The organism is Streptomyces griseus (genome assembly GCF_001715295.1).
GTDB lineage: Bacteria > Actinomycetota > Actinomycetes > Streptomycetales > Streptomycetaceae > Streptomyces > Streptomyces griseus_G.
The window spans coordinates 497,179-520,149 of sequence record NZ_MDKB01000005.1 but is presented as its reverse complement, the minus strand read 5'-3'; the positions used below and the strand labels follow the sequence as shown (position 1 = coordinate 520,149).

The 22,971-nt window shown below is 70.5% G+C and carries 20 protein-coding genes; 11 read left to right on the top strand and 9 right to left on the bottom strand.

The genetic code is table 11. The annotated features are described in order from the left end of the window. Positions 1 to 59: 59 nt before the first annotated feature. The 4 genes from BA175_RS26990 to BA175_RS26975 all read right to left on the bottom strand — a co-directional run bounded on the left by BA175_RS26990 (position 60) and on the right by BA175_RS26975 (position 7,057). Positions 60 to 1,841, bottom strand: coding sequence for an ABC transporter ATP-binding protein (locus BA175_RS26990; RefSeq protein WP_069174292.1), 1,782 nt, complete (start codon positions 1,839 to 1,841; stop codon positions 60 to 62). 5 nt (positions 1,842 to 1,846) lie between these two features. Then, positions 1,847 to 3,778 (bottom strand): ABC transporter transmembrane domain-containing protein, encoded by a 1,932-nt coding sequence (locus BA175_RS26985; protein WP_069174126.1) that lies wholly within the window; start codon positions 3,776 to 3,778, stop codon positions 1,847 to 1,849. Between the two features lie 847 nt (positions 3,779 to 4,625). Next, positions 4,626 to 6,116 (bottom strand): Gfo/Idh/MocA family protein, encoded by a 1,491-nt coding sequence (locus tag BA175_RS26980; protein WP_069174125.1) that lies wholly within the window; start codon positions 6,114 to 6,116, stop codon positions 4,626 to 4,628. Between the two features lie 494 nt (positions 6,117 to 6,610). Next, positions 6,611 to 7,057: a MarR family winged helix-turn-helix transcriptional regulator gene (locus BA175_RS26975; protein WP_069174124.1), complete on the bottom strand. Its 447-nt coding sequence runs from the start codon at positions 7,055 to 7,057 to the stop codon at positions 6,611 to 6,613. A gap of 124 nt (positions 7,058 to 7,181) precedes the next feature. On the opposite strand from BA175_RS26975, the gene BA175_RS26970 reads away from it, so the two are divergent. Continuing rightward, entirely contained in the window at positions 7,182 to 8,987 is a 1,806-nt protein-coding gene (locus tag BA175_RS26970; RefSeq protein WP_069174123.1) for an ABC transporter ATP-binding protein, read from the top strand. Positions 8,988 to 9,302: 315 nt separating this feature from the next. On the opposite strand, the gene BA175_RS26965 is transcribed toward BA175_RS26970, so the two are convergent. Further along, positions 9,303 to 10,364, bottom strand: coding sequence for an NAD(P)-binding domain-containing protein (locus BA175_RS26965; RefSeq protein WP_107407652.1), 1,062 nt, complete (start codon positions 10,362 to 10,364; stop codon positions 9,303 to 9,305). Between the two features lie 102 nt (positions 10,365 to 10,466). Here BA175_RS26965 and BA175_RS26960 point away from each other — a divergent pair, with 102 nt between their 5' ends. The 5 genes from BA175_RS26960 (at position 10,467) to BA175_RS26940 (ending at position 15,608) form a co-directional block, all read left to right on the top strand. Further along, on the top strand, positions 10,467 to 10,889 hold the full coding sequence (locus BA175_RS26960) for a secondary thiamine-phosphate synthase enzyme YjbQ (protein WP_069174121.1): 423 nt from the start codon (positions 10,467 to 10,469) through the stop codon (positions 10,887 to 10,889). A 444-nt stretch (positions 10,890 to 11,333) separates the two neighbouring features. Next, positions 11,334 to 12,089 (top strand): (5-formylfuran-3-yl)methyl phosphate synthase, encoded by a 756-nt coding sequence (locus tag BA175_RS26955; RefSeq protein WP_069174291.1) that lies wholly within the window; start codon positions 11,334 to 11,336, stop codon positions 12,087 to 12,089. A gap of 8 nt (positions 12,090 to 12,097) precedes the next feature. Further along, entirely contained in the window at positions 12,098 to 13,513 is a 1,416-nt protein-coding gene (locus tag BA175_RS26950; protein WP_069174120.1) for an aldehyde dehydrogenase family protein, read from the top strand. Continuing rightward, on the top strand, positions 13,510 to 14,616 hold the full coding sequence (locus BA175_RS26945; protein WP_069174119.1) for an NAD(P)-dependent alcohol dehydrogenase: 1,107 nt from the start codon (positions 13,510 to 13,512) through the stop codon (positions 14,614 to 14,616). Before BA175_RS26950 ends, BA175_RS26945 begins: the two co-directional genes overlap by 4 nt. Positions 14,617 to 14,732: 116 nt before the next feature. After that, positions 14,733 to 15,608 (top strand): class I SAM-dependent methyltransferase, encoded by an 876-nt coding sequence (locus tag BA175_RS26940; RefSeq protein WP_069174290.1) that lies wholly within the window; start codon positions 14,733 to 14,735, stop codon positions 15,606 to 15,608. Between the two features lie 147 nt (positions 15,609 to 15,755). Here BA175_RS26940 and BA175_RS26935 read toward each other — a convergent pair whose 3' ends face one another. Next, the gene (locus BA175_RS26935) at positions 15,756 to 16,289 is read right to left on the bottom strand and encodes an EF-hand domain-containing protein (protein WP_069174118.1); all 534 of its coding nucleotides are present in this window, start codon (positions 16,287 to 16,289) and stop codon (positions 15,756 to 15,758) included. Positions 16,290 to 16,778: 489 nt separating this feature from the next. Between BA175_RS26935 and BA175_RS26930 the strand changes: the two genes are divergently transcribed. Beyond that, a complete protein-coding gene (locus tag BA175_RS26930; protein WP_069174117.1) occupies positions 16,779 to 17,069 on the top strand; it encodes a hypothetical protein in 291 nt (96 codons plus the stop codon). Between the two features lie 441 nt (positions 17,070 to 17,510). On the opposite strand, the gene BA175_RS26925 is transcribed toward BA175_RS26930, so the two are convergent. Further along, the gene (locus tag BA175_RS26925) at positions 17,511 to 17,978 is read right to left on the bottom strand and encodes a DinB family protein (RefSeq protein WP_254668009.1); all 468 of its coding nucleotides are present in this window, start codon (positions 17,976 to 17,978) and stop codon (positions 17,511 to 17,513) included. A gap of 387 nt (positions 17,979 to 18,365) precedes the next feature. On the opposite strand from BA175_RS26925, the gene BA175_RS26920 reads away from it, so the two are divergent. Further along, a complete protein-coding gene (locus BA175_RS26920) occupies positions 18,366 to 19,406 on the top strand; it encodes a M4 family metallopeptidase (protein WP_069174115.1) in 1,041 nt (346 codons plus the stop codon). Positions 19,407 to 19,727: 321 nt separating this feature from the next. Here BA175_RS26920 and BA175_RS26915 read toward each other — a convergent pair whose 3' ends face one another. Further along, positions 19,728 to 20,126 carry an ATP-binding protein gene (locus tag BA175_RS26915; RefSeq protein ID WP_069174114.1) on the bottom strand — a complete coding sequence of 133 codons (399 nt, stop codon included), beginning with the start codon at positions 20,124 to 20,126 and terminating at the stop codon, positions 19,728 to 19,730. A gap of 229 nt (positions 20,127 to 20,355) precedes the next feature. Here BA175_RS26915 and BA175_RS26910 point away from each other — a divergent pair, with 229 nt between their 5' ends. Together BA175_RS26910 and BA175_RS26905 are read left to right on the top strand one after the other, a co-directional pair. Beyond that, complete coding sequence (locus BA175_RS26910) at positions 20,356 to 21,243, top strand: helix-turn-helix domain-containing protein (RefSeq protein ID WP_069174289.1); 888 nt, start codon at positions 20,356 to 20,358, stop codon at positions 21,241 to 21,243. Continuing rightward, positions 21,234 to 21,419, top strand: a complete 186-nt coding sequence (locus BA175_RS26905) for a DUF397 domain-containing protein (protein WP_069174113.1) — start codon at positions 21,234 to 21,236, stop codon at positions 21,417 to 21,419. Before BA175_RS26910 ends, BA175_RS26905 begins: the two co-directional genes overlap by 10 nt. A gap of 55 nt (positions 21,420 to 21,474) precedes the next feature. On the opposite strand, the gene BA175_RS26900 is transcribed toward BA175_RS26905, so the two are convergent. After that, positions 21,475 to 21,993 carry a hypothetical protein gene (locus tag BA175_RS26900; protein ID WP_079159822.1) on the bottom strand — a complete coding sequence of 173 codons (519 nt, stop codon included), beginning with the start codon at positions 21,991 to 21,993 and terminating at the stop codon, positions 21,475 to 21,477. Between the two features lie 428 nt (positions 21,994 to 22,421). Here BA175_RS26900 and BA175_RS26895 point away from each other — a divergent pair, with 428 nt between their 5' ends. Further along, positions 22,422 to 22,826, top strand: a complete 405-nt coding sequence (locus BA175_RS26895) for an SMI1/KNR4 family protein (protein ID WP_254667997.1) — start codon at positions 22,422 to 22,424, stop codon at positions 22,824 to 22,826. The last annotated feature ends 145 nt before the right edge of the window (positions 22,827 to 22,971 follow it).

Genomic DNA, 22,971 nt, shown 5'->3' with positions numbered 1-22,971 from the left:
GGCGGTGCCCGGTCCCCGCACCGGCCCGGCGGTATCCTCCGGGCCGGTGCGGGGGGCGCTCATCCGTGCCAGGACCGCCAGAGGGCCGCGTACGCGCCGTCCGCGGAGACCAACTCGTCGTGGCTGCCCAGCTCGCTGATCCTGCCGTCCTCGACGACCGCGATCACGTCCGCGTCGTGCGCCGTGTGCAGCCGGTGCGCGATCGCGATCACCGTACGGCCGTCGAGCACCCGGGCCAGCGAGCGCTCCAGGTGCCGGGCCGCCCGGGGGTCGAGCAGCGAGGTGGCCTCGTCGAGGACCAGCGTGTGAGGATCCGCCAGGACCAGCCTGGCCAGAGCGATCTGCTGTGCCTGCGCCGGGGTGAGCGTCTGCCCGCCCGATCCGACCTCCGTGTCCAGACCGTCCGCGAAGGCCCTGGCCCAGCCGTCGGCGTCGACCGCCGCGAGGGACGCCCACAGCTCCGCGTCTCCGGCGCCCGTACGGGCCAGCAGTAGATTGTCCCGGAGCGAACCGACGAACACGTGGTGCTCCTGGTTGACCAGGGCCACGTGCGTCCGCACCCGCTCCGCCGTCATCCGGGACAGCTCGGCCCCGCCGAGCGTGACCTCACCCGTACGGGGGGCGTAGATCCCGGCCAGCAGCCGTCCCAGGGTGGACTTGCCCGCGCCCGACGGGCCGACCAGCGCCAGGCGCGTACCCGGGGCGACGTCCAGCGACACCTCGTGCAGGACGTCCACACCGGCGCGGTAGCCGAAGCGCACGTCGTCCGCCCGCACCTGCCGGCCCTCGGGGCCCACCAGGTCGTCACCCGCGTCCGGCTCGATCTCCCGCACGCCGACGAGCCTGGCCAGCGACACCTGGGCCACCTGCAGCTCGTCGTACCAGCGCAGGATCAGGCCGATCGGGTCGACCATCATCTGCGCCAGCAGCGCGCCCGTCGTCAGCTGCCCGACCGTCAGCCAGCCCTCCAGCACGAACCAGCCGCCGATGAGCAGCACGGCGCCCAGGATCGTCACGTACGTGGCGTTGATGACGGGGAAGAGCACCGAGCGCAGGAACAGGGTGTACCGCTCCCAGGCCGTCCACTCCCTGACCCTGCGGTCCGAGAGCGCGATCCTGCGGGCACCCAGCCGGTGCGCCTCCACCGTCCGCCCGGCGTCCACGGTCTCGGCCAGCACCGCCGCCACCGCCGCGTACCCGGCGGCCTCCGAGCGGTACGCGGACGGTGCCCGCCGGAAGTACCAGCGGCAGCCGATGATCAGCACCGGCAGCGCGATCAGCACCGCCAGGGCCAGGGGCGGGGCCGTGACCGTGAGCGCGCCGAGCAGCAGCCCGACCCACACCACGCCGATCGCCAGCTGCGGCACCGCCTCACGCATCGCGTTGGCCAGCCGGTCGATGTCCGTCGTGATCCTGGACAGCAGGTCCCCCGTACCCGCCCGTTCCAGCACACCCGGCGGCAGCCCCACCGACCGCACGAGGAAGTCCTCGCGCAGATCGGCCAGCATCTCCTCGCCGAGCATCGCGCCACGCAGCCGCATCGTCCGCGTGAACACGGTCTGCACGACCAGCGCCACCGCGAACACGGCCGCGGTGCGCTCCAGATGGAGGTCGGTGACCCCGTTCGACAGGTCCTCCACCAGCCCGCCCAGCAGATACGGACCGGTGATCGAGGCGATCACCGCGATCGCGTTGACGGAGACGAGGACCGTGAACGGCTTCCGGTGACGCCGCAGCAGGGAGCGGACGTACGTCCGCACGGTCGCCGGTGTGCCCACCGGCAGGGTCGTCGCCGACTGCGGCGCGGCCGGGTCGTACTCGGGGCGTGCGACGCCGATCATGCCGATCATGCCCTCTCCTCGATTTCCTCGATCGCCTCGGCCGACCGCAGCGCGTCGATCCCGGCGAGATCCCCGGACGCGGCGCGAGCCGCCGCCTCGTCATCCGTCTCCCGGGTCACCACCGCCCGGTAGCGCGGCTCCCGCCGCAGCAGTTCGCGATGGGTTCCGACCGCCACGACCGTTCCCCCGTGGACCAGCACCACACGGTCGGCGCAGTCCAGCAGCAACGGGGACGAGGCGAACGCCACCGTCGTGCGCCCCGTGCGCAGCTGCTTGATGCCGACGGCGACCTGGGCCTCCGTGTGCGAGTCGACGGCCGACGTCGGCTCGTCCAGGACCAGCGCCTCCGGGTCGGTGACCAGGGAACGGGCCAGCGCCAGCCGCTGGCGCTGCCCGCCGGACAGGGACCGGCCGCGTTCGGTGATCCGGGTACGCATGGGGTCGCCGTCCGTGTCGACGGACGCCTGGGCCAGCGCACTCAGCACGTCCCCGCATCGGGCGGCGGCCAGCGCGTCCTCGGCGGTGACCGCCCCGGAGGACGGTACGTCGAGCAGCTCCCGCAGCGTGCCGGAGAGCAGCACGGGGTCCTTGTCCTGGACCAGCACCGCGGCCCGCGCGGACGCGAGCGGCAACTCGTCCAGCGGTACGCCGCCGAGCAGCACCGACGGGACCGGCTGCGGCGCGTCACCCGCCCCGGCGTCGGAGGTCTGCTCCGGGCCGGCGTGTGCCGCTTTCTCGGCCTCGGTGGGGGACGGGGCCTCGGCCTCGGTGGAGGGCCCGTCCTCTGTGTCGGCGTGCCCGCCGAGACGTTCGGCCAGCCGTCCCGCCTCGTCCGGGTCACCGCAGACCACGGCGGTGAACAGGCCCCGAGGAGCCATCAGCCCGGTCACCGGGTCGTACAGATCACCCTCGGGCGCCGCGTCCATCGTCGGGGGCCGGGCGCTGCGCCGCAGCGACAGCACCCGGACCGCGCGCTGCGCGGAGGGCCGGGAGAAGGAGTACGCCATGGCGATCTCCTCGAAGTGCCGCAAGGGGAAGAGCATCAGGGTGGCCGCGCTGTACACGGTGACCAGCTGGCCCACCTCGATCCGGCCGTCGCGGGCCAGCGTCGCCCCGTACCAGACCAGGGAGATCAGCAGGACGCCGGGAAGGAAGACCTGGACCGCCGAGATGAGCGCCCACATCCGCGCGCTGCGCACGGCTGCCTCGCGTACCTCCTGGGAGGCACGCCGGTAGCGGCCCAGGAACAGTTCCTCCCCGCCGATGCCGCGCAGCACCCGAAGCCCGGCGACGGTGTCGGACGCGAGTTCGGTGGCCCGGCCCGCCTTCTCGCGCTGCAGGTCGGCACGGTGGGTGGCCCGGGGGAGCAGCGGCAGGACGGCCAGGGCGAGGAGGGGCACGGCGATGGCCACCAGTACCCCGAGCGAGGGCAGGTAGAGGACGAGCCCGACGCAGATCAGGACGAGCGCGGCGGCGGCGGCCACGAAACGCGACAGCGCCTCGACGAACCACCCGATCTTCTCGACATCACCCGTGGAGACGGCGACGACCTCGCCCGCCGCGACGCGCCGGGTCAGTACCGAGCCGAGCTCGGCGGTCTTGCGGGCCAGCAACTGCTGGACACGCGCCGCGGCGGTGATCCAGTTGGTGACCGCCGTGCGGTGGAGCATCGTGTCACCCACCGCGATGAGGATGCCCAGGAGCACGATGAGCGCTCCGGCGAGGGCCAGGCCCCGGCCGGAGCGTTCGACGACGGCCTGGACCGCGAGGCCGACGGCGAGCGGCAGGCCGGCGATCGAGCACTGGTGCAGCAGTCCCCAGGAGAGGGACTTGAGCTGGCCGGTGAGCTGACCACGCCCGAGCCAGAGGAGGAAGCGCGGGCCTGAACGGACATCGGGGTCGCCGGGATCCGAGTACGGAAGATCGCGAATCTGCATGACGTCCCAAGGATCGGAAGGGCGGAGGTCTGTGGCAGGCCTCGTGGAACAGGGGGTGCAAACCGTGCAAGGTTGGCGTCCCGCACCCGTCCGGGGCAAGTGATTAATCGGCGCCGGGGCGGCGGAGGTCCCCGACGGCGGGCAGGCCGAACGGCGCCGTTCCGTGAAGCCTTGCGCCGATCCGTGAAGCCGTCGCCCTCGCGCGGCCGACGTGCCCGTGGCCCGGGCCGATCTCCGCCGTCCCCGTGGTCGTTCTGGACGATTCGACGGTCCCGTCGTCTTGGCCGATCTCCGTGGCTCCGTGGTCCTTCGGGGAAGCCTCCGTGATCCCCGCCGATCCTTCGGGGGCCGTCGCCCCGTGGCCTTGGCCGATCCGACGTCGCCTGGTCGTCCTGGCCGATCTCCGCCGTCCCCGTGGTCCCCTGGCCTATCCGACGTCCTTGTGGTCTTGGTCGGTCTCCGCCGTCCCCGTGGTCGTTCTGGACGATTCGACGGTCCCGTCATCCCCGCCGATCCTTCGGGCTGCCGTCACCGGGCATCCATCGACCCCGTGGAGCCCGTCATGGTGGGGAGGGCTCCACGGGGTCGGTGACGCGGATGCTTCTACGGCGACCGGCGGTGCCGTCGGGTGGCGCTAGGGCGTGTGTCGAAAGTAGCGCCGTCTGCCCGCAGGGCAGGCTCGGCGGTGTCCGGTGCGTGCGATCGCAAGGCGGAGGGTCGCCCCGATACTGGATGTATCGGGGCGATCCCGACAACGCGGCGAGTGTGCGTGCCGGGCGCCGCCGGGCAGGCGGGACTTTCGATACACGCCCTAGGGGGCGCCGCCGGTTGCGGATACCTCACGGCCCTACTCCGCGGGCTTGACGGAGTCCATGCCCGAGCGCGCCTTCCTCCACTCGCCGCGGGTGAAGTCCGGGATCGGCTGCGGCGCGCCCTTGGCCTTGATGGAGAGGTGGCTCAACGGCACCGGAGCGGTCCAGGTGGCCGCGTCGTACACGTCGAAGTCCGGCGCGAGCCCGAGGCGTATGCACTGCATGAGCCGGAAGACCAGCATGTAGTCCATTCCGCCGTGGCCACCGGGCGGGTTGGCGTGCTCCTTCCACAGCCAGTGGTCCCAGTCCGCGTACGCGGAGAAGTCCGCCCACTGGTCGTTCGTGTGATCGGGCTCGAGGTAGATCCGCGCCGGGTAGTCCTCGAACACGCCCTTCGTACCGCCGAGACTGTTGATGCGTGAGTACGGGTGAGGCGTCGACACGTCGTGTTCGAGGCGGATCACCCGGCCCTTGGCCGTCTGGACGAGACTGATCGTCCGGTCGCTCTCGATGTACGTCTCCTTCCAGCTCGGGTCCCCGGCCGGCATGTGCTTCCGGCGGTACTCGGCCAGGCCGAGGGCGGGGGAGCCGACGCTCGTGATGCTCACCGCTCGGTCCCCCCGGTTGACGTCCATGTAGTTGGCCACCGGCCCGAACCCGTGGTTGGGGTACAGATCCCCGCGCAGCCGGGTGTGCCACAACCGCCGCCAGGGGCCTTCGTAATAGTCGGGATCGAACATCAGGCCGCGTAGATCGTGGTTGTACGCGCCCGCGCCGTGCAGCAGGTCGCCGAAGAGACCCGCGTGTGCCATGCGCAGCACCCGCATCTCGTTGCGGCCGTAGCAGCAGTTCTCCAACTGCATGCAGTGCCGCCGCGTCCGCTCCGAAAGATCGACCAGCTCCCAGAGCTGGTCGAGCCGCAGGGCGATCGGGCACTCGACGCCGACGTGCTTGCCGTTGAGCATGGCGGTCTTCGCCATCTCGAAGTGGAAGTCCCAGGGCGTCGCCACGTAGACGAAGTCGATGTCCCCGCGCTTGCACAGGTTCTCGTAGTCGTCCTCCCCCTTGGTGTACACGGCGGGCGCCGGTTGCCCTGCCGCCGTCACCTTCGCGGCCGCCCGCTCGGCCTTGGTCTTCACGGGGTCGCAGACGGCCACGACCCGGACGCCGGGAACGGCGAGGAACAGATCGATCATGCTGCCGCCGCGATTGCCGAGCCCGACGATGCCGACCCGAACGGTGGAGCGCCGGTCGAAGGGCACCCCGGCCATCGTCGCGCCCTGGCGGGCGGGGGCTGATTCGGGGGCGGGCTCTACGGCGTCGGCCGGACGGCGGTCAGCCGCCGACGCCGTACCGCTTCCGAGTCCGCCGAGACCGAGACCGGTTCCGGCGATCCCGGCCGCACCGGCCGCTCCGGCCGTGGTGCGAAGCACCGAACGGCGGCTCAGCGAGCCGTCGTCCGGGGTGTGGTGGTCCTGGTCCGGGGCATGGGTGCGGTCCTGGGCCTGTGAAGCGTCGTCATTCATCGAGCCTCCTGGAAGGGGGATCCGACGGTGCGCGTACGGTCCGGGATGCGCGAGGGCGTGGCGGTTCCCGAACCTCGGTAAGGACCTTGGACGTGGGGACTGCTGGTGTGCAAGGGATGCGATTGGACTCTCGTGCCCAAACCATGGACTTTCCGGAGGCGGAGGCGGAGGCCGGGCTGCGGGCAGTGCTCCAAGGACGACGGACCACGGGTGACGGGCAACTGGCCAACGGCCGATGTCCACACGTGCAACGGTCAGCGCGTCAGCGTGTGCACCTGGTAACGAGCCGAGAGGTAAGAAGCCCCGAGGCGTCCGAGACGTGTCGGAGCGGCCCCGGAGAGCGCACCCGTGCGGCGCGGCCGCGAAGGGGCTGTGGGCATCGAGGGGGGCGGCAGGGTCGCCAGTCAGCCAGTCAGCCAGTCAGCCATCCATCCAGCCGGTCGGTGGGCGACCCGGCCCGAAGGGTGGACGGTGCGTCGGCCCGATGGGCCACCTCAACAGCGGCGGCGCTCGGGCATCCCGTTGACGAGAGCGGTCATCAGGCCGCTCAGTACTTCTCGCTGATCGGCCGTCAGCGGAGCCAGGATCTCCTCCGCTGCCGCCTTGCGCGCGTCGCGCAGCGAGCGGAGCACGGCCCGCCCCTCCTCGGTCATCTCGATACGGACCACCCGTCGATTGGTCGGATCGGGCACGCGGCGCACCCGCCCGCTCGCCTCCAGGCCGTCCACCAGGCTGGTCACCGCCCTCGGCACCACGTCCAGCCGCGCTGCCAGGTCGGCCATCCGTGGCGGGCCGTCGTAGTGCGCGACCGTGCGCAGCAGGCGGAACTGCGCGGGCGTGATGCCTATCGGCTCCAGCTGGCGGCTCTGAATGCGCTGGAGCTGGCGCGTGAGCCGAAGCAGCTGTTCGGCCAGGAGGCCGTCGGAGTCGGGGGAGTCCATGCGGGAACAATATCAGGACCCGGCTCATTGTGAATAGAGGTAACAATTAGCTAAGCTCTCAAAGCCCCGCATCAATCGCCGCCGCAGTCCCGCGCCTGCCGGCCTCACGCCGTCGAAGGAGCCCATGAAACCCGACGAACCTCTGTGGACACCTCCCGACAGCGGCGTACGGCAGCAGCCCGCCGAGCTCGGCCGCATCTTCCGCCTCTTCCGTCCCTATCGGGGCAGACTCGCGGTGGTCGGGCTGCTGGTCGGTGCCTCGTCGCTGGTGTCGGTCGCCTCCCCGTTCCTGCTCCGCGAGATCCTGGACACCGCGATCCCCCAGGGGCGTACGGGACTGCTCACCCTGCTCGCCCTGGGCATGATCCTGACCGCCGTGATGAACAGCGTCTTCGGCGTCCTGCAGACCCTGATCTCGACGACGGTCGGCCAGCGCGTCATGCACGACCTGCGCACCGCCGTCTACACACAGCTGCAGCGGATGCCGCTCGCGTTCTTCACCCGCACCCGTACGGGCGAGGTCCAGTCACGCATCGCCAACGACATCGGCGGTATGCAGGCGACGGTCACCTCCACCGCGACCTCCCTGGTCTCCAACCTCACCGCGGTCATCGCCACCGTCGTCGCCATGCTGGCGCTCGACTGGCGTCTCACCGTGGTCTCGTTGCTGCTGCTCCCGGTCTTCGTATGGATCAGCCGCAGGGTCGGGCGGGAGCGCAAGAAGATCACCACGCAGCGCCAGAAGCAGATGGCCGCCATGGCGGCCACGGTCACCGAGTCGCTGTCCGTCAGCGGAATCCTGCTCGGCCGCACCATGGGCCGCTCGGACTCGCTCACCCAGGGATTCGCCGAGGAGTCGGAGCGCCTGGTCGACCTGGAAGTGCGCTCCAACATGGCCGGACGCTGGCGGATGTCCACGATCGGCATCGTGATGGCCGCCATGCCCGCGGTGATCTACTGGGCCGCCGGGCTCACGCTCCAGGCGGGTGCCACCGCCGTCTCCCTCGGCACCCTCGTCGCCTTCGTCTCGCTCCAGCAGGGCCTGTTCCGGCCCGCGGTGAGCCTGCTCTCCACCGGCGTACAGATGCAGACGTCCCTGGCGCTCTTCCAGCGGATCTTCGAGTATCTCGACCTCGAGGTGGACATCACGGAGCCCGCGCAGCCCGTCCGGCTGGAGAAGATCCGCGGTGAGGTCGCCTTCGAGGACGTCACCTTCAGCTACGACGAGAAGAGCGGCCCGACCCTGAGCGGCATCGACGTGACGGTGCCCGCCGGCACGAGTCTGGCCGTCGTCGGCCCGACCGGTTCAGGCAAATCGACACTCAGCTATCTGGTGCCGCGACTGTACGACGTGACGGGCGGCAGGGTCACGATCGACGGCGTCGACGTGCGGGACCTCGACTTCGACACCCTCGCCCGGGCTGTCGGCGTCGTCTCCCAGGAGACGTACCTCTTCCACGCCTCGGTCGCCGAGAACCTCCGCTTCGCCAAGCCCGACGCCACCGAGGAGGAGATCGTGGCAGCGGCCCGCACGGCCCAGATCCACGACCACATCGCCTCCCTGCCCGACGGCTACGACACCCTCGTCGGTGAGCGGGGCTACCGCTTCTCCGGCGGTGAGAAGCAGCGCCTCGCGATCGCCCGCACGATTCTCCGGGACCCGCCCGTGCTCATCCTCGACGAGGCGACCAGCGCCCTCGACACCCGTACGGAACACGCCGTGCAGCAGGCGATCGACGCCCTGTCGAAGGGCCGCACCACTCTCACCATCGCCCACCGCCTCTCGACCGTCCGGGACGCGGACCAGATCGTCGTCCTGGACGGCGGCCGCGCGGCCGAGCGCGGTACGCACGAGGAACTGCTCCGGCAGGACGGCCGATACGCCGCCCTGATCCGCCGAGACAGCCGTCTGACCCCGACGGCGACCTGACCCCGACGGCGACCTGACCCCGACGGTGACCTGGCCCCGTCCGGGCGGACCCTCCGCCCCCGGCCGACCATCCGAGCCCCAAGGTGCACGGGGACGGCAGGCACCAGGGGCGGTCGGCCCCTCCGGCCCGCGTGACCGTCGCCCATGAGAGCACTGCGCCCATGAGAAGACGCATCAGACATGCAGGCATCAGCCTTCGTGCTGCGGTGAGGCGACGAAATGCAGAACGATCACCGTTCGCGTGAACCCATGATCCCGTGTGCGTCTGTTCCAACCTCGACCCCGAGCCTCAGGCCGTTCGGATGTACGTCGACGTCAGGCCGGGACACGGTCCAGTAGCCGCGTGATCGAGCGGACCGCCGCCCGCCCGGCCCGGTTGGCGCCGATCGTGCTGGCGGAGGGGCCGTAGCCGACCAGATGGACGCGGGGGTCCCGCACGGCCTGGGTGTCCTCGACCCGTATGCCCCCGCCCGGCTCCCGCAGCCGCAACGGAGCCAGATGATCGACGGCGGCCCGGAAGCCGGTGGCCCACAGGATCACATCGGCCTCGACGGTACGGCCGTCGGCCCAGGCCACGCCGCTGGGCGTGATCCGGTCGAACATGGCGAGCCGCTCGAGTACGCCCTCCGCGCGTGCGCGCCGGATGGCGTCGTTCAGCGGCAGCCCGGTCACACTCACCACGCTCTGCGGGGGGAGACCGCGCCGCACGCGTTCCTCCACCATGGCCACGGCCGCCCGCCCTTCCATCTCGCCGAAGGGCCCTTCGCGGAACACGGGGGGCCGCCGCGTCACCCAGTGCGTGGCCGCTGCCACCTCGGCGATCTCCATCAGGTGCTGGGTACCGGAGGCGCCACCGCCGACGACGATCACCCGCAGCCCGGCGAACTCCGCCGGGCCCGGGTAGTCGGCGGTGTGCAACTGCCGCCCGCGGAACGTCTCCTGGCCCGGGTAACGTGGCCAGAACGGCCGGTCCCAGGTGCCCGTCGCGTTGATCAGCGTTCGCGTCGCGTACCCGCCTTCGGACGTCTCGACGAGCAGCCGGCCGTCCTCACCCCCGCGTACGGCGCTCACCTCGACCGGCCGGTGCACCCGCAGGCCGAAGCGGCTCTCGTACGCGTCGAAGTAGGCGCCGATCACCTCGGAGGACGGGCGGTCGTCGTCGGCACCCGTGAGCTCCATGCCGGGCAGGGAGTGCATGCCGTGCACCTTGCCGTACGTCAGCGAGGGCCAGCGGAACTGCCAGGCTCCCCCCGGCCCGGGGGCGTGGTCGAACACGACGAAGTCCCGGTCCGGCGCGAGACCGGCGCGCCGTAGGTGGTAGGCGGCGGACAGGCCCGCCTGGCCCGCACCGATCACGGCCACATCCAGATCGCGCACCCCAGAATCGTTCACGCTTCTACCAACTCTGGGTGGGTCCTGGATCTTCCCGGCGCCGCGTCCCGTCGGCGTCGACCGTCCCACCGGCGTCAGAATGGTGCCATGCCCGATTCCTTCGCCACCCACATCCTGGACATCACCACGGGACGGACCGAGACGGTCACCGACCTGACGGCCGACTGCGAACGCTTCCTCACGGACGCGGCCCACGGCCGGGACGGCCTGCTCAACGTCTTCGTGCCCCACGCCACGGCCGGCATCGCCGTGCTGGAGACCGGAGCCGGCAGCGACGACGACCTCCTCGCCACCCTGCAGACCCTGCTCCCCGCCGACGACCGCTGGCGCCACCGCCACGGCACCCCGGGCCACGGCCGCGACCACGTGCTGCCCGCCCTCGTACCCCCGCATGCCACGTTGCCGGTGATCGGGGGGCGACTCGAACTCGGGACGTGGCAGTCGGTGTGCCTGGTGGACACAAATCGCGACAATGCGAACCGTCACGTCCGTCTGAGCTTCCTGGGCTGACCACGATCGCTCCCGCTCCCAGGGGCGAGGTGTCGATTCTCCCTACCATGTGTGGGCGAATGGAGAGACTTGCGCGGTTCGGACCTACGTGCGACCGGGCGTCCCTATGACGGATGCGGCACATGCCTGCTCGGAGTGAGGCGACTGTCGCCCGTGAAGCTGGCGACGTCGTCCCCTGAACGTCAGCGGAAGAACGTCCTACGGAGCGCTTGAGCGCGCAGGGGCGCACCCATGAGTGCGGTCGGTTCCAGCACGGCTCACCAGGCTCTGTTTCGCGCCGGTGCGCACGGAGTCATACGCGTGCGCACACGCGCCGCCCGGGGACTCCGCACGCCCTACCGGTGCGCGCGAGCAATGGAAATGATGAGCACACCGCGCATGAACCAGATGATCCGCGGTTCCCCGTGCCCCGGCCGGGCGGACTCGCGGCGGAAGGAGTTCACGGTGTTGCTTCTCATCTCCCCGGACGGCGTCGAGGAAGCGCTCGCCTGCGCGAAGGCGGCGGAGCACCTCGACATCGTCGACGTCAAGAAGCCCGATGAGGGCTCTCTCGGCGCCAACTTCCCCTGGGTCATCCGGGAGATACGCGACGCGGTACCGGCCGACAAACCGGTGTCCGCCACCGTGGGCGACGTGCCGTACAAGCCGGGCAGCGTGGCGCAGGCCGCGCTCGGCGCGGCCGTCTCCGGTGCCACGTACATCAAGGTGGGCCTGTACGGATGCACGACTCCCGAGCAGGGCGTCGAGGTCATGCAGGCGGTTGTCCGGGCGGTGAAGGACCACCGCCCGGACGCGCTCGTCGTCGCCTCGGGCTACGCCGACGCCCACCGCGTCGGCTGCGTCAATCCGCTCGCCCTGCCCGACATCGCAGCCCGCGCAGGTGCCGACGCGGCGATGCTGGACACCGCGATCAAAGACGGGACGCGGCTGTTCGACCACGTTCCGCCGGAAGTCTGCGCTGATTTCGTCCGCCGCGCCCACGCCTCCGGTCTGCTCGCCGCCCTTGCGGGCAGCGTCAAGCAGGCCGACGTCGGTCCGCTGACCCGTATCGGCACGGACATCGTGGGCGTGCGGGGAGCGGTCTGCTCGGGCGGTGACCGCAATGCCGGACGGATCCAGCCGCACCTGGTGGCCGCCTTCCGGGCGGAGATGGACCGGCAGGCCCGGGAGTACGCCGCCGACGTCCCGGCCCTGAACTGACGACCGGGATGCCGACACCGGATGCCGGCCGTGCCCCCGGACACCGACACCGCGCCCCATGCCTCACTGTCATCGACCCGGCCACCGGGGAGACCTTCGACGAGACCCCCGACCAGCAGCCGGACGAACTGGACGACGCGATCGACCGGGCCCGGCGCGCCTGGACCGGATGGTGCGCCGACCCGGCCGCCCGCACTACTGGGCTGAACGCCGCCGCCGACGCCGTGGAGGCTGCCGGAGACGACCTCGCGCCGTTGCTCACCCGGGAACAGGGCAAGCCCCTGGCCGAGTCGTACGCCGAGGTCGCCCGTACTGCGGCCCGGCTGCGGTACTTCGCCGATCTGGCTCCCCGCACCCGCCGGATCGACGACGGGCGACCCGTACACAGCGAGATCCGCTGGCGTCCTCTCGGACCGGTTGCCGCGGTCGTGCCGTGGAACTTCCCCCTCCAGCTGGCGTCGGCGAAGTTCGCGCCCGCACTCGCGGCCGGCAACACCGTGGTCCTCAAACCTTCCCCGTACACCCCCCTCGCCACCCGGCTGCTCGGTGCCGTCCTCGCCACAGCCCTGCCCGAGGATGTCTTGACCGTCATCACCGGCCGGGAACCCCTCGGCGCCCACCTCGTCTCCCACCCGGGTATCCGCCACGTCACCTTCACCGGCTCGGTGCCGACCGGGCGGGCCGTCGCCGCAGCGGCGGCGGCCTCCCTCGCCCGGGTCACCCTGGAACTGGGCGGCAACGACGCGGCCGTCCTCCTGGACGACGTCGATGTGGACCGGATCGCGGACCGGCTGTTCTGGGCCGCCTTCCGCAACTGCGGGCAGGTCTGCATGGCGGTCAAACGCGTCTACGCACCGGCCCGGCTCCACGCCGAGGTGGTCGAGGCCCTCGCACACCGCGCGAAGTCCGTCGTCGTCGGACCCGGCCTGCACCCGGACACCCGGCTCGGGCCGGTCAACAACGCCCCCCAGCTGGCCCGGGTCGAGCGGGTCACGCAACGGGCCCTGGCGGCCGGAGCCCGGGCGGCGACCGGCGGTCACCGGCTCAACGGACCGGGCTACTTCTTCGCTCCCACGATCCTCACGGACGTCCCTCCCGACGATCCGGTGGTGACCGAGGAACAGTTCGGACCGGTCCTGCCGGTGCTGCCGTACCGAAATCTCGACGAAGCCGTCGAAGCGGCCAACGGCACCGGCTTCGGGCTGGGCGGCTCCGTATGGGGCACCGACCTCGACCGGGCGGCGGCGACAGCCGACCGGCTCGAATGCGGCACGGCCTGGATCAACCACCACGCCGAACTCTCCCTCGCCCAGCCCTTCGCAGGCGTCAAGGACAGCGGGGTCGGTGTCGCGGGTGGACCGTGGGGTCTCTACGCCAACCTCCGTCCGTTCGTCGTGCACCGGCCGCAGGAGGAAGAGCGATGAGGTTCCGAGCCGCGGTGCTGCGCTCGTACGAGACCCCGTTCGCGATAGAGGAAGTCGCCCTGAGCACCGGTCCGGCCACCGGTGAGATCCTTGTCGAGATCGCGGGATGCGGAATGTGCCGGACCGATCTCGCGGTCCGGCGATCAGCCGGCCGCACCCCGCTGCCGGCGGTCCTCGGCCACGAGGGGGCCGGGATCGTGGTGGCGTCGGGCGATGGCCCGGACAGCGCGGTCGGCGTCGGTGACCACGTCGTGCTGAGCTTCGATTCCTGCGGAGACTGCCGGAACTGCCGCGGCGCCGCCCCCGCCTACTGCGACTCCTTCGCCTCACTCAACCTCTTCGGGGGACGCGAGGAGGACGCCTCCCGGCTCACCGACGCCGCCGGAGGAGCGCTGGCTTTCCGGTGGTTCGGCCAGTCCTCCTTCGCCGAATACGCCCTCGTCCCGGCGCGCAACGCCGTTCGGGTCGACCCTGCCCTGCCGCTCGAACTGCTCGGTCCGCTCGGCTGCGGCGCCCTCACCGGCGCCGGAGCCGTGCTGAACACCTTCCGGGCCGGTCCCGGTGACACCCTCGTCGTACTCGGCGCGGGAGCGGTGGGGCTGGCCGCGGTGATGGCGGCCACCGCCGCCGGCGTACGGACCGTGGCCGTCGACCGGCATCCGGGGCGTCTGGACCTGGCCGAGCGGTTCGGCGCGCTCCCGCTGCCCGCCGTGACGGCCGGACTGGCCGAGCGCATCCGACGGCACACCGGCGGCGGCGCGCAGTACGCGTTGGACACCACGGCCTCCGCCCCGCTCATCAACGACGCGCTCCGCGCGCTGCGCCCCACCGGCACCCTGGGCCTCGTGGCACGCCTTCACACCGCACTGCCGCTCGAACCCGGCACGCTCGACGGGGGCCGCAGCATCCGGCACATCTGCGAGGGGGACGCCGTACCCGGACTACTGATACCCCGGCTGATCGGTCTGTGGCAGGCCGGACGCTTCCCCTTCGACCAACTGATCCGCACCTACCCCTTGGCCGACATCAACAAGGCCGAACGCGACTGTGACGCCGGACGCGTGATCAAGCCCGTCCTGCTGCCGGAAGGAAGAGACCGATGAGTGAAACGTCCACCACCGGAGACCCCCGCCATCCCACCGGCGACCCTTCCATGTTCTTCGCTCCCACAGAAGGGGAGACGATCACGACGGCGACGCGGCGGACCGGCGCGGAGGGCGTGGAAGGCGTGGACGCGGGCGTGGGACTGACCGCCCTCCTGGTCGCCGCCGCGCGCGCGATCGAGACCCACCGCCACGACAGCCTGGCCCGGGACGTCTACGCGGAGCACTTCGTGCGCGCTGCCCCCGCGTGCACGGACTGGCCGCTGAGCATCCAACAGGTCCCGGACGGGGACGACAACCCGTTGTGGGGGAGGTTCGCCCGCTACTTCGGTCTGCGGACCAGAGTCCTCGACGAGTTCCTCCACCGGTCGGTCGGTACGGGAGTCCGCCAAGTGGTCCTGCTCGGGGCGGGATTGGACACGCGCGCCTTCCGGCTGGACCTGCCGGCCGACTGCGTCGTCTTCGAGATCGACAGGGAGGGTGTGCTGGCCTTCAAGCAACAGGTGCTCACGGGCCTGTCGGCCGCCCCGAAGACGAAGCGGGTCCCGGTACCGGTCGACCTGCGCGCCGACTGGGTCACCGCGCTGACCTCTGTCGGCTTCGACCCGGCCGCCCCGAGCGTCTGGCTGGCAGAGGGCCTGCTCTTCTACCTGCCCGGCCCCGCCGAGACGTACCTCATCGACACGGTGGACCGGCTCACCACCGGGGGCAGCGCCCTCGCATTCGAGGCCAAGCTGGAGAAGGACCTGCTGGCGTACCGCGACAGCCCGATCTACACGGCGACGCGGGAACACATCGGCATCGATCTGCTCGACCTCTTCGACAGGGGGCCGCGCCCCGACTCCGCGGGCGATCTGGCGGCCAAGGGTTGGTCCACCTCGATGCACACGCCCTTCGAATTCACCCGCCTGCTGGGACGTGGTCCCCTTCCCGAGCCGAACGACGCGCTGCAGGGGAACCGGTGGGTCTTCGCGCACAAGCCCCAGCCCTGACGTCCGCTCACGACGACGTCCGCACGGGCCGTGCACCGCCGTGACCGCACGGGGGCCGACGCCCGCGCACGTGGGGCCCGGGGCGTGCTGACCGGCGGCGTCCCGGGACGGCTCTCGCCGCCCCGGAACGCTCAGGTCCGGGCCGTGTCAGACGGCCCGGACAGTCACCAGCTGGTCAGCCGGAATCCCGCCCAGATCCGGGGCGTAGTAGTCCACGATGCCCCTGGCCCACGTGGTCACGGTGATGCGGTCCTCGGCGTCCGGGCCGAAGGCGTCGAACAGCGCGTGGATGTTCGCCTCCGCGAAGCCGATCGCCGTCATCAGCGATACGAAGAGAGGGCGCTCGATCAGGCCGTCCCCGTCAGGGTCGCCGAGTACGGCGAGTGCCTCGGCGAACTCGGTGATCGTGGGACCGAATCGCTCGGGATCGAGCACGAACGGACGGAACTCGTCGACGGAGATCACACCGTCGCCGTTGGCGTCCAGCTCCGTGGCCAGCGTGGTCCAGTAACGGCGGAACGCGGCCCGGATGGCCTCCTTGGCGCCGTCGTCCGATGCGACCGCCGCTTCCAGAACACGTCCCGTCATGAGGTCGAAGTCGCCGGAGTCGAGGACCCCGTTGCCGTTGGCGTCGAAGAGGGAGAAGATCAGCTCGACCCTCTTGGTGGCCTCGGTTCGCATGTCCGTCACCTGTCTCGTGCGGTCCGTCGATCCCCGGACTCGGCTCAATGAGTGCTCCTACGTAACCACGTAGCGGGAGAGGCGCGACGGTGAGGAGACGACCGCTACCAGAAGGAGTGAGTTCGCCGACACCAGTTCGTACGGTCAGGCCCGGCCTGCGGGATCCGGGCGAGGCGTAATCCTGCGTGACACCCTGCCATCCCGAGAAGGAGGGCCCTGGAAGACGGGCCCGGTGTGCGCAGCGGCGGAACAGCCTGGGTCGCCTCAGCGGAGTTCGGTGGACACGGACAGGAGCAACACCAACCGTCAGGTCAGGTTGTCGTTCTCGGGTGGCGTCGGCAAGGCCTGACCGTACGGGTCTTGTCCGGCCGCACCAAGTGCCAGGGGCCGTCGTGCGCGGCCCCATCGTGTACTCACGCTCCCCCGGCTCTGGCGCCGATGTGCGGTCTTGGTGCGGCCTGTTGATCATGGCGTGCAGGGCCCGCCCGGATGACGAACCACCGCCTCGAGTCGCTCGCAGGCGACGTGGGCCACTGGGCTCGGTTCACCGGTACGACCACCCACACCAAGTACCTGCTGATCGAGGGTTCGTACAAGGGCGTGAGGGATCAGAAGCTGGTCTTCACGGGCAGTCACACCTACACCGGCCTGGCGCTCACCGCCAACGACGAGACACTCTTGAAGTACGCCGGTCCCGAGATGCACGACGCCTATGTGACGAACTTCCGCGACCAGCGCGCCGCCGCTCTCGCGGAGTCCCAGTACGGCGGCGTCTTCTGACCGAGTTGGACGCGCTCGGGGACCCACGTCAGGACCGGCCAGGGAGTGCGGGCAGCCACAAGGGCGAGGAGCCACCCTGCCCAGGTGGACGTGCAAAGAAGGGACTGCCAGGACGTGGGGCAGGTCATCGGGGTTATGCAGCCAGGGCTGCGGGTGGGGTCATGATGGCTTCGTACCCGATGAGGGTCAATCGGGCCAGGGTGCGGACGCCGGTCCGCAAGGGCCGGCCGTGGAGTCTGCCGCCGGAGGACCGGGCCCAGCCGGTCGCGGCCAATGGTCACGGAGCGTGGATGCTTTACAGAAATCGGGCCAGAACCGAAACTCAAAGACATCACTCTCGCGGGGAACCGGGCGATCCCCGCGCTGAGCAACAGACGTTCCTGGAACGCGTGAACAAGGCCGGACCTCGTCCTGCCGGGGCCCGCTGGGCTGTCAGCGGAGTCAGTCGCCGGCCAGTAGCTGCTCGCGCAGGATGTCGGCGTGCCCGCAGTGGTGGGCCAGCTCGCGGAGGACCTGCAAGTACACCCAGCGCAGCGTGCGTGGGCCGGCACGGTGGCCGGTCACGACGGTGTCCAGTGGCAGGTCGGCGACCACCGCCCGGGCCGTCGCGCAGGCCTCCCGGTGGGCCGCCGTGACGGAGGCGACGGTGTCGTCGTCGGCGAGCCGGAAGGACTCGTCCGGGCTCTGAACCAAGCCGAGCTCTCGACGGGACGTGCCGCCGACGCACTCCTCGAACCACACCCGCTGCATCCACGTGACGTGCTTGAGCAGTCCGAGCAATGTTGTCGCCGACGGGACGAGCCGGCGGCGGGCCTGCTCCTCGGTGAGACCGTCGAGGGTTACCTCGAGGGCGCTCCGATACTCCGTGACGAACGCATCGAGCTGGGTGCGTTCGTCATCCAACGGCACATCGAACGAGCCCATCAGAGTCTCCCATCACGGGCGCTGAGCAGGGGATCGCCGTACGCGCGTACCGGTTCCCCCACCATCTTCGCGGGCAGACAACCGTAAACGATCACTAAACCCTTCGGTGAGAAAACCTAGCGGTCACCAACCTTCGATGACAACTGTCCGGTTTCGGATAAGTCCGACTGAGGCGGTCCCCGTCAGGGGCATCGACCAAGCGCCGGAGAGGACGGTGAACTGAGGCGGCGCGCCGACGTGGTGACTGCTTCCCCCTGCGGACCGGCCCCGCGAGCGTCGGGCGAAGGCCCACCGGCACGCACTGGTCAAACAGGATGTGATGGGGGAGACTGCCGCGGCGCGACGCCACTCCCCCCGGGTTCTGGAGGAACGATGCCCCATCCCATCAACCGCCGGCTGTTCAGGGCCTCGATCGGCGTCCTGGCGGCGGCCGCCGTTCTCGGACCGCAGATTCCCGCCTCGGCCGCACAGGACCCCTCGGCCCGGGTCTTCATGGTCAACCCGGTTCAGGCTACCGGTGACCAGGGCCTGACCGACGACAAGGACGCGGCCACCGCCGTGCCGGCGTCGGCCTACGCCACTGCGGCGCTGCGCAACCTCGACGGCAGCGGCTCCCTCAGCGGCGCCTGGGTGACGGTCCGGTCGGAGACCGGCTCAGCGGCGCGCCCGATCGACGGTGCGTACGTCTACGACCGCCACAGCGACCAGTTCGAGCAGGTCATGGCCTACTTCTGGGTCAACGAGTCGCAGGAGTACCTGCAGAGCCTCGGTTTCGGCAGCGAACTGCCCGCCGCCAACGCGCGGCAGCAGCCGGTACGCATCAACCAGTGGGGCGCGGACAACTCCTTCTTCACCGACAAGAAGGCCGAGATCCGCTTCGGCAAGGGCGGTGTGGACGACGCCGAGGACGCCGAGGTCATCGTCCACGAGTACGGTCACGCCGTGCACAACGCCCAAGTCCCCGGCTTCGGCACGTCCGAGGAGGCCGGCTCCATCGGGGAGGCGTTCGGTGACTACCTGGCAGTCTCCGTGGGCGACCACGCCGACGCGAAGTACGGCTGGCCTCGCGACACCGATCTCGCCTGCGTCGGCGACTGGGACTCCGTCAGCTACACGTCGAGTCTGCCGCACTGTCTGCGCAGGGTGGATGGTGACAAGACCTACGCGGACAAGGTGGGTGAGGTACACGCGGACGGGGAGATCTGGTCCCGCGCCCTCTTCGACATCCGCACGGCACTGGGGGCGCGCACCGCGGACCGGATCATCGTCAACGCCCAGTTCGGCTTCGCGCCGGACACCAGCTTCGAGGACGCGGCGCTGAAGACGATCGCTACCGCCCAGGACATGTACGGGGCCCATGAGGCCGACGCGGTCCGCCAGGCATTCGCTGCCCGGGGCATACCCGGCGTTTGACGCTCTCCGCCCCGCCAGGTCCGGGGCCTGGACCCGGCGGGGCGGCGGCTGCTCCGTGACGGCTGTCGCCATCCGCTCTCTTCGAGGTGCTGCGCACGAACCTGCGGGGAAGCGTCCTCGAGGTGACCGGAATCGACGCGCATCGCAACGACTTGACGCCTCAAGACCGTATCCGGAGTCGTGGAGGGCCGTTGGCGGACCGGTCACCGCCTCTTGTGTCCGGAGCCGCCGCGCCCGACACTCCCAAGTGGGTGCTTGTCAGGGGCACGCCATTACGACGGGAACGCCTGACGGGTCTGTACCCCTTTCCCGGCAGCGTGCTCACACGCCCGTCCGGGTGTCGAGGAGCTCGGCGCGGACGGTCTTGCCGCCGGGTGGGCGGGGGGCGGTAGTCCAGTGGTCGGCGAGGGTGGCGACGAGCAGCAGGCCTCGTCCGCCGGTGCGCAGCCCCTCGGGTGCGGTGTCCGCCGTGCAGGGCTGCGGGTACACATCCCCGCGGGCGTCGGTGACCTCGATGCGGAGACGTCCGGCCGCCGGGTCGAAGGCGAGCGTGAGCCGGAAGCAGTGACCCGGTACGAGGCCGTGGAGGACGGCCTTGGCGGCGAGCTCCGCGACCACGAGTTCGGCGCGCTCCGTGAGGTCGTGCGGGGCGCCCCAGGTGCGCAGCTCGGTCACGGCGAGCAGTCTGGCCAGCCGTGCGCCGCGCCGCGTGGACGACAGGAGCTGGGAGAAGGTGCGGGTGGGGGTCGGCCGAGGTGGGACAGCGCGTGGTTCACGCGCAAGAGTGACGGCCGGAAGCGCCTGGGGGGCGAGAGCCGCACCCCGTACGCGGAGTCAGCGTACGGGCACGAAGAGTGGACGGTACGATGCCCGGCCCGTCACGCTGAGTGGTGAGCCCGGGGCGGTGTCAGGAGCCGTCGCGGTGCGGTGCTGCGAGAGGCAGGCGCGGATGGACAGCGGTGTGGGGGAGGCGGCCGGGTGCGGTGGCGCTCAGGGGGTTTCGGTGGGGGACTGGGAGCGGGAGCCTCATCCGTCGGACAGCATGCGGACGTTCGGCGCGGTGGTCCAGGCGCTACGTGAACACGCCGGCCTCAGCCGGACCGAGTTCGGCGAGCGGGTCCGGTACTCCAAACACACGGTGGAGTCGGTGGAGTTGGGGCGCCGGATGGCGGACGAGGTGTTCGTGGAGCATGCGGAGGAGGCGACCGGGAACACGGGGGCGCTGCGGAAGGCCGCCCGGCATCTCACCCGGGGCGAGGCCGGACTCGCGGCGTGGTTCCGGCGGTGGGCACGGCTGGAGCGGGAAGCGGTGAGCCTGTCCACGTACGAGTGCCGGCTGGTGCCGGGGTTGTTGCAGTCGGAGGGCTATGCGCGGGCACTCTTCGAGAACCGGATTCCGCTGCTGACGGATGAGCAGTTGGAGGCTCAGGTCGCGGCGAGGATGGAGCGGCAGCGAATGCTGTCCGAGCGTCCGACAGTTCCGTTCCACTTCATCATTGAGGAAGCGGTCCTGCGACGCAGGCTGGGCGGGGCCGAGGTTTGGCGGGAGCAGCTGAGCTACGTTCTGGAGCGCACGTTGCCTCGCAATGTGGCGTTGCAGATCATGCCCTTGGAAGCCGAGTACCACTCGTGCATGGATGGGCCCTTGCGTCTGCTGGAGACCCTGGAAGGGCGTCGACTCGCGTACTCCGAGGGCCAGGAAAGCGGGCGGCTGATTGGTGACTCGAAAGAGGTGAGAGTCCTCCAGCAGCGCTATGACACACTGCGGTCGCAGGCCCTGCACCCCAAAGACTCCCGGGCCTTGCTGGAGCGACTGCGAGGAGAGACATGGGCATGACGGAACTCGCCTGGTTCAAGTCGAGCTACAGCGGTAGCTCGGGCGACGACTGCGTAGAGGTCGCCGTCACCGAGCAGGCCATCCACGTACGGGACTCCAAGGACGTGACCCGTCCAGCCCTCGCGATGGACCGCGAAGGCTGGGGACGGTTCGTGCGGTTCGCGTCGGAGTGCTGAGCAACTTGAGGGCGTGCCGACTGCGGGAGCGGCAGGCGGCACGCCTTCGCCGTGCTCAGGGTCCTTTTGTCTTGCCCGTGGGGGCGTAACCGAGGGCCGCACGGTCGATGAAACGGTCACCGAGATCGCGGACGGGCCCGGGCTTATGATTCTGCGCTGCCTTCTTCGCCGTGGACTTCTTCGGGGCGGGGTTCTTCCCGCCCGCACGCTTGGTCGGCGCCGCCTTCGCCTGCCTGGCGTTCTTCGCGGCCGGTGTGTTGCGCGCCGCGTACTTCTTGCGGGGCGCCGAGAGCTTCTCGCGTTCCTGGACGGCCACGTTGGTGGGGAGGGCGTTGGTGAGCGCCCGAGCCCGGCTGAGCGCGTAGCGCGCCTCGTGCCAGCGCTTCCTTTTGATGGCCGAGCCGGCCACCCCGATGGTCTGCTGCAACGCCTTGATCTTCGCGGGCTGCCGCTTGGGTATGGGGGACTCGGCGCCGCTGTTCCGCCGCTGCACTGCGGCACGGGCGCCCCAGTCCGTGCCCGAGGTCTGGACGACGACCGAACGAGGGTTGCTGGACTGGTTGAGGCGTACCACGTGCGTTGGTTCCTTGGATGAGCGAGGGGCACGCCTGGGTGACCGCAGGTGCGGCCACCCAGGAGCAGGTCACCCGTGGCGGGGCCCTGGCCGGAGGCGGGGTGAGGGTGGACCGTTAGGTGCCGGACTCGCCCTCGGTGAGAGGGGTTTCCAGGGTCCGGGACGTCTCACCATCGTAGCCAGAGGCAACAAGGGTTTCAGCTTCACCCCTTACGAAGGCGGTGGCACCACCAACCTCGTCACTATCCTGCACGTCCCCAAACGGATCCAGGCCAACAGCGGAAGAAGCCCGGACATGCACCCAGCGGTGGAGCGCCTCGTCGAACTGATCCCCTCGTCCCAGCCTCGCCACCCACGTGACTGGCAGGCAGTCGAGCAGGAGCTCGGGACACCCGTGCCCACCGATTACCGACAACTCGTCGAAACGTATGGAGGGTCTCTTCGACGAGTCCGTCCGGCTCCTCGACCCCGCATGTCCCGACGAGGACTACAACCTCCTCGCCGCGGCCGCGGAACGCGCCGAGGTCCTCGCCGCCCTCTGGGAGACCGGGCCCGTCCCCGACCAGATTCGAACCAGTGGTGTCCGGGTGATCCCCTGGGCCTCCATCGAGGGCAGCGGTGCCTACCTGTACTGGCTTGCCGAACCCGAACAGAAGCCCGACGAGTGGACAGTGATGTTCAACGAAGGCCGCGGGCCGCTTCGGGAACACCACGACACCCAGTGCTCGACCTTCTTGTCGGCAGTCCTCACCGGGCAGACGGAAACCGAATACTTCCCGCAGCTTCCCGCTGACGAGCACTCCTTCGCATCCAACGACGACATCCTGGAGTAGGTCCACGTGACCACAAGGCGGTCCTGATCCAGGCGGTTCGGGTCCGGCAGTCTTCCACTCGTCACGAACGGTCCGGCTAGGAAACCTGTCGCCGGACGACCAGGGCCTGCCGGGCCCGGCGTAGTCGGACACCTGCATGACGGGG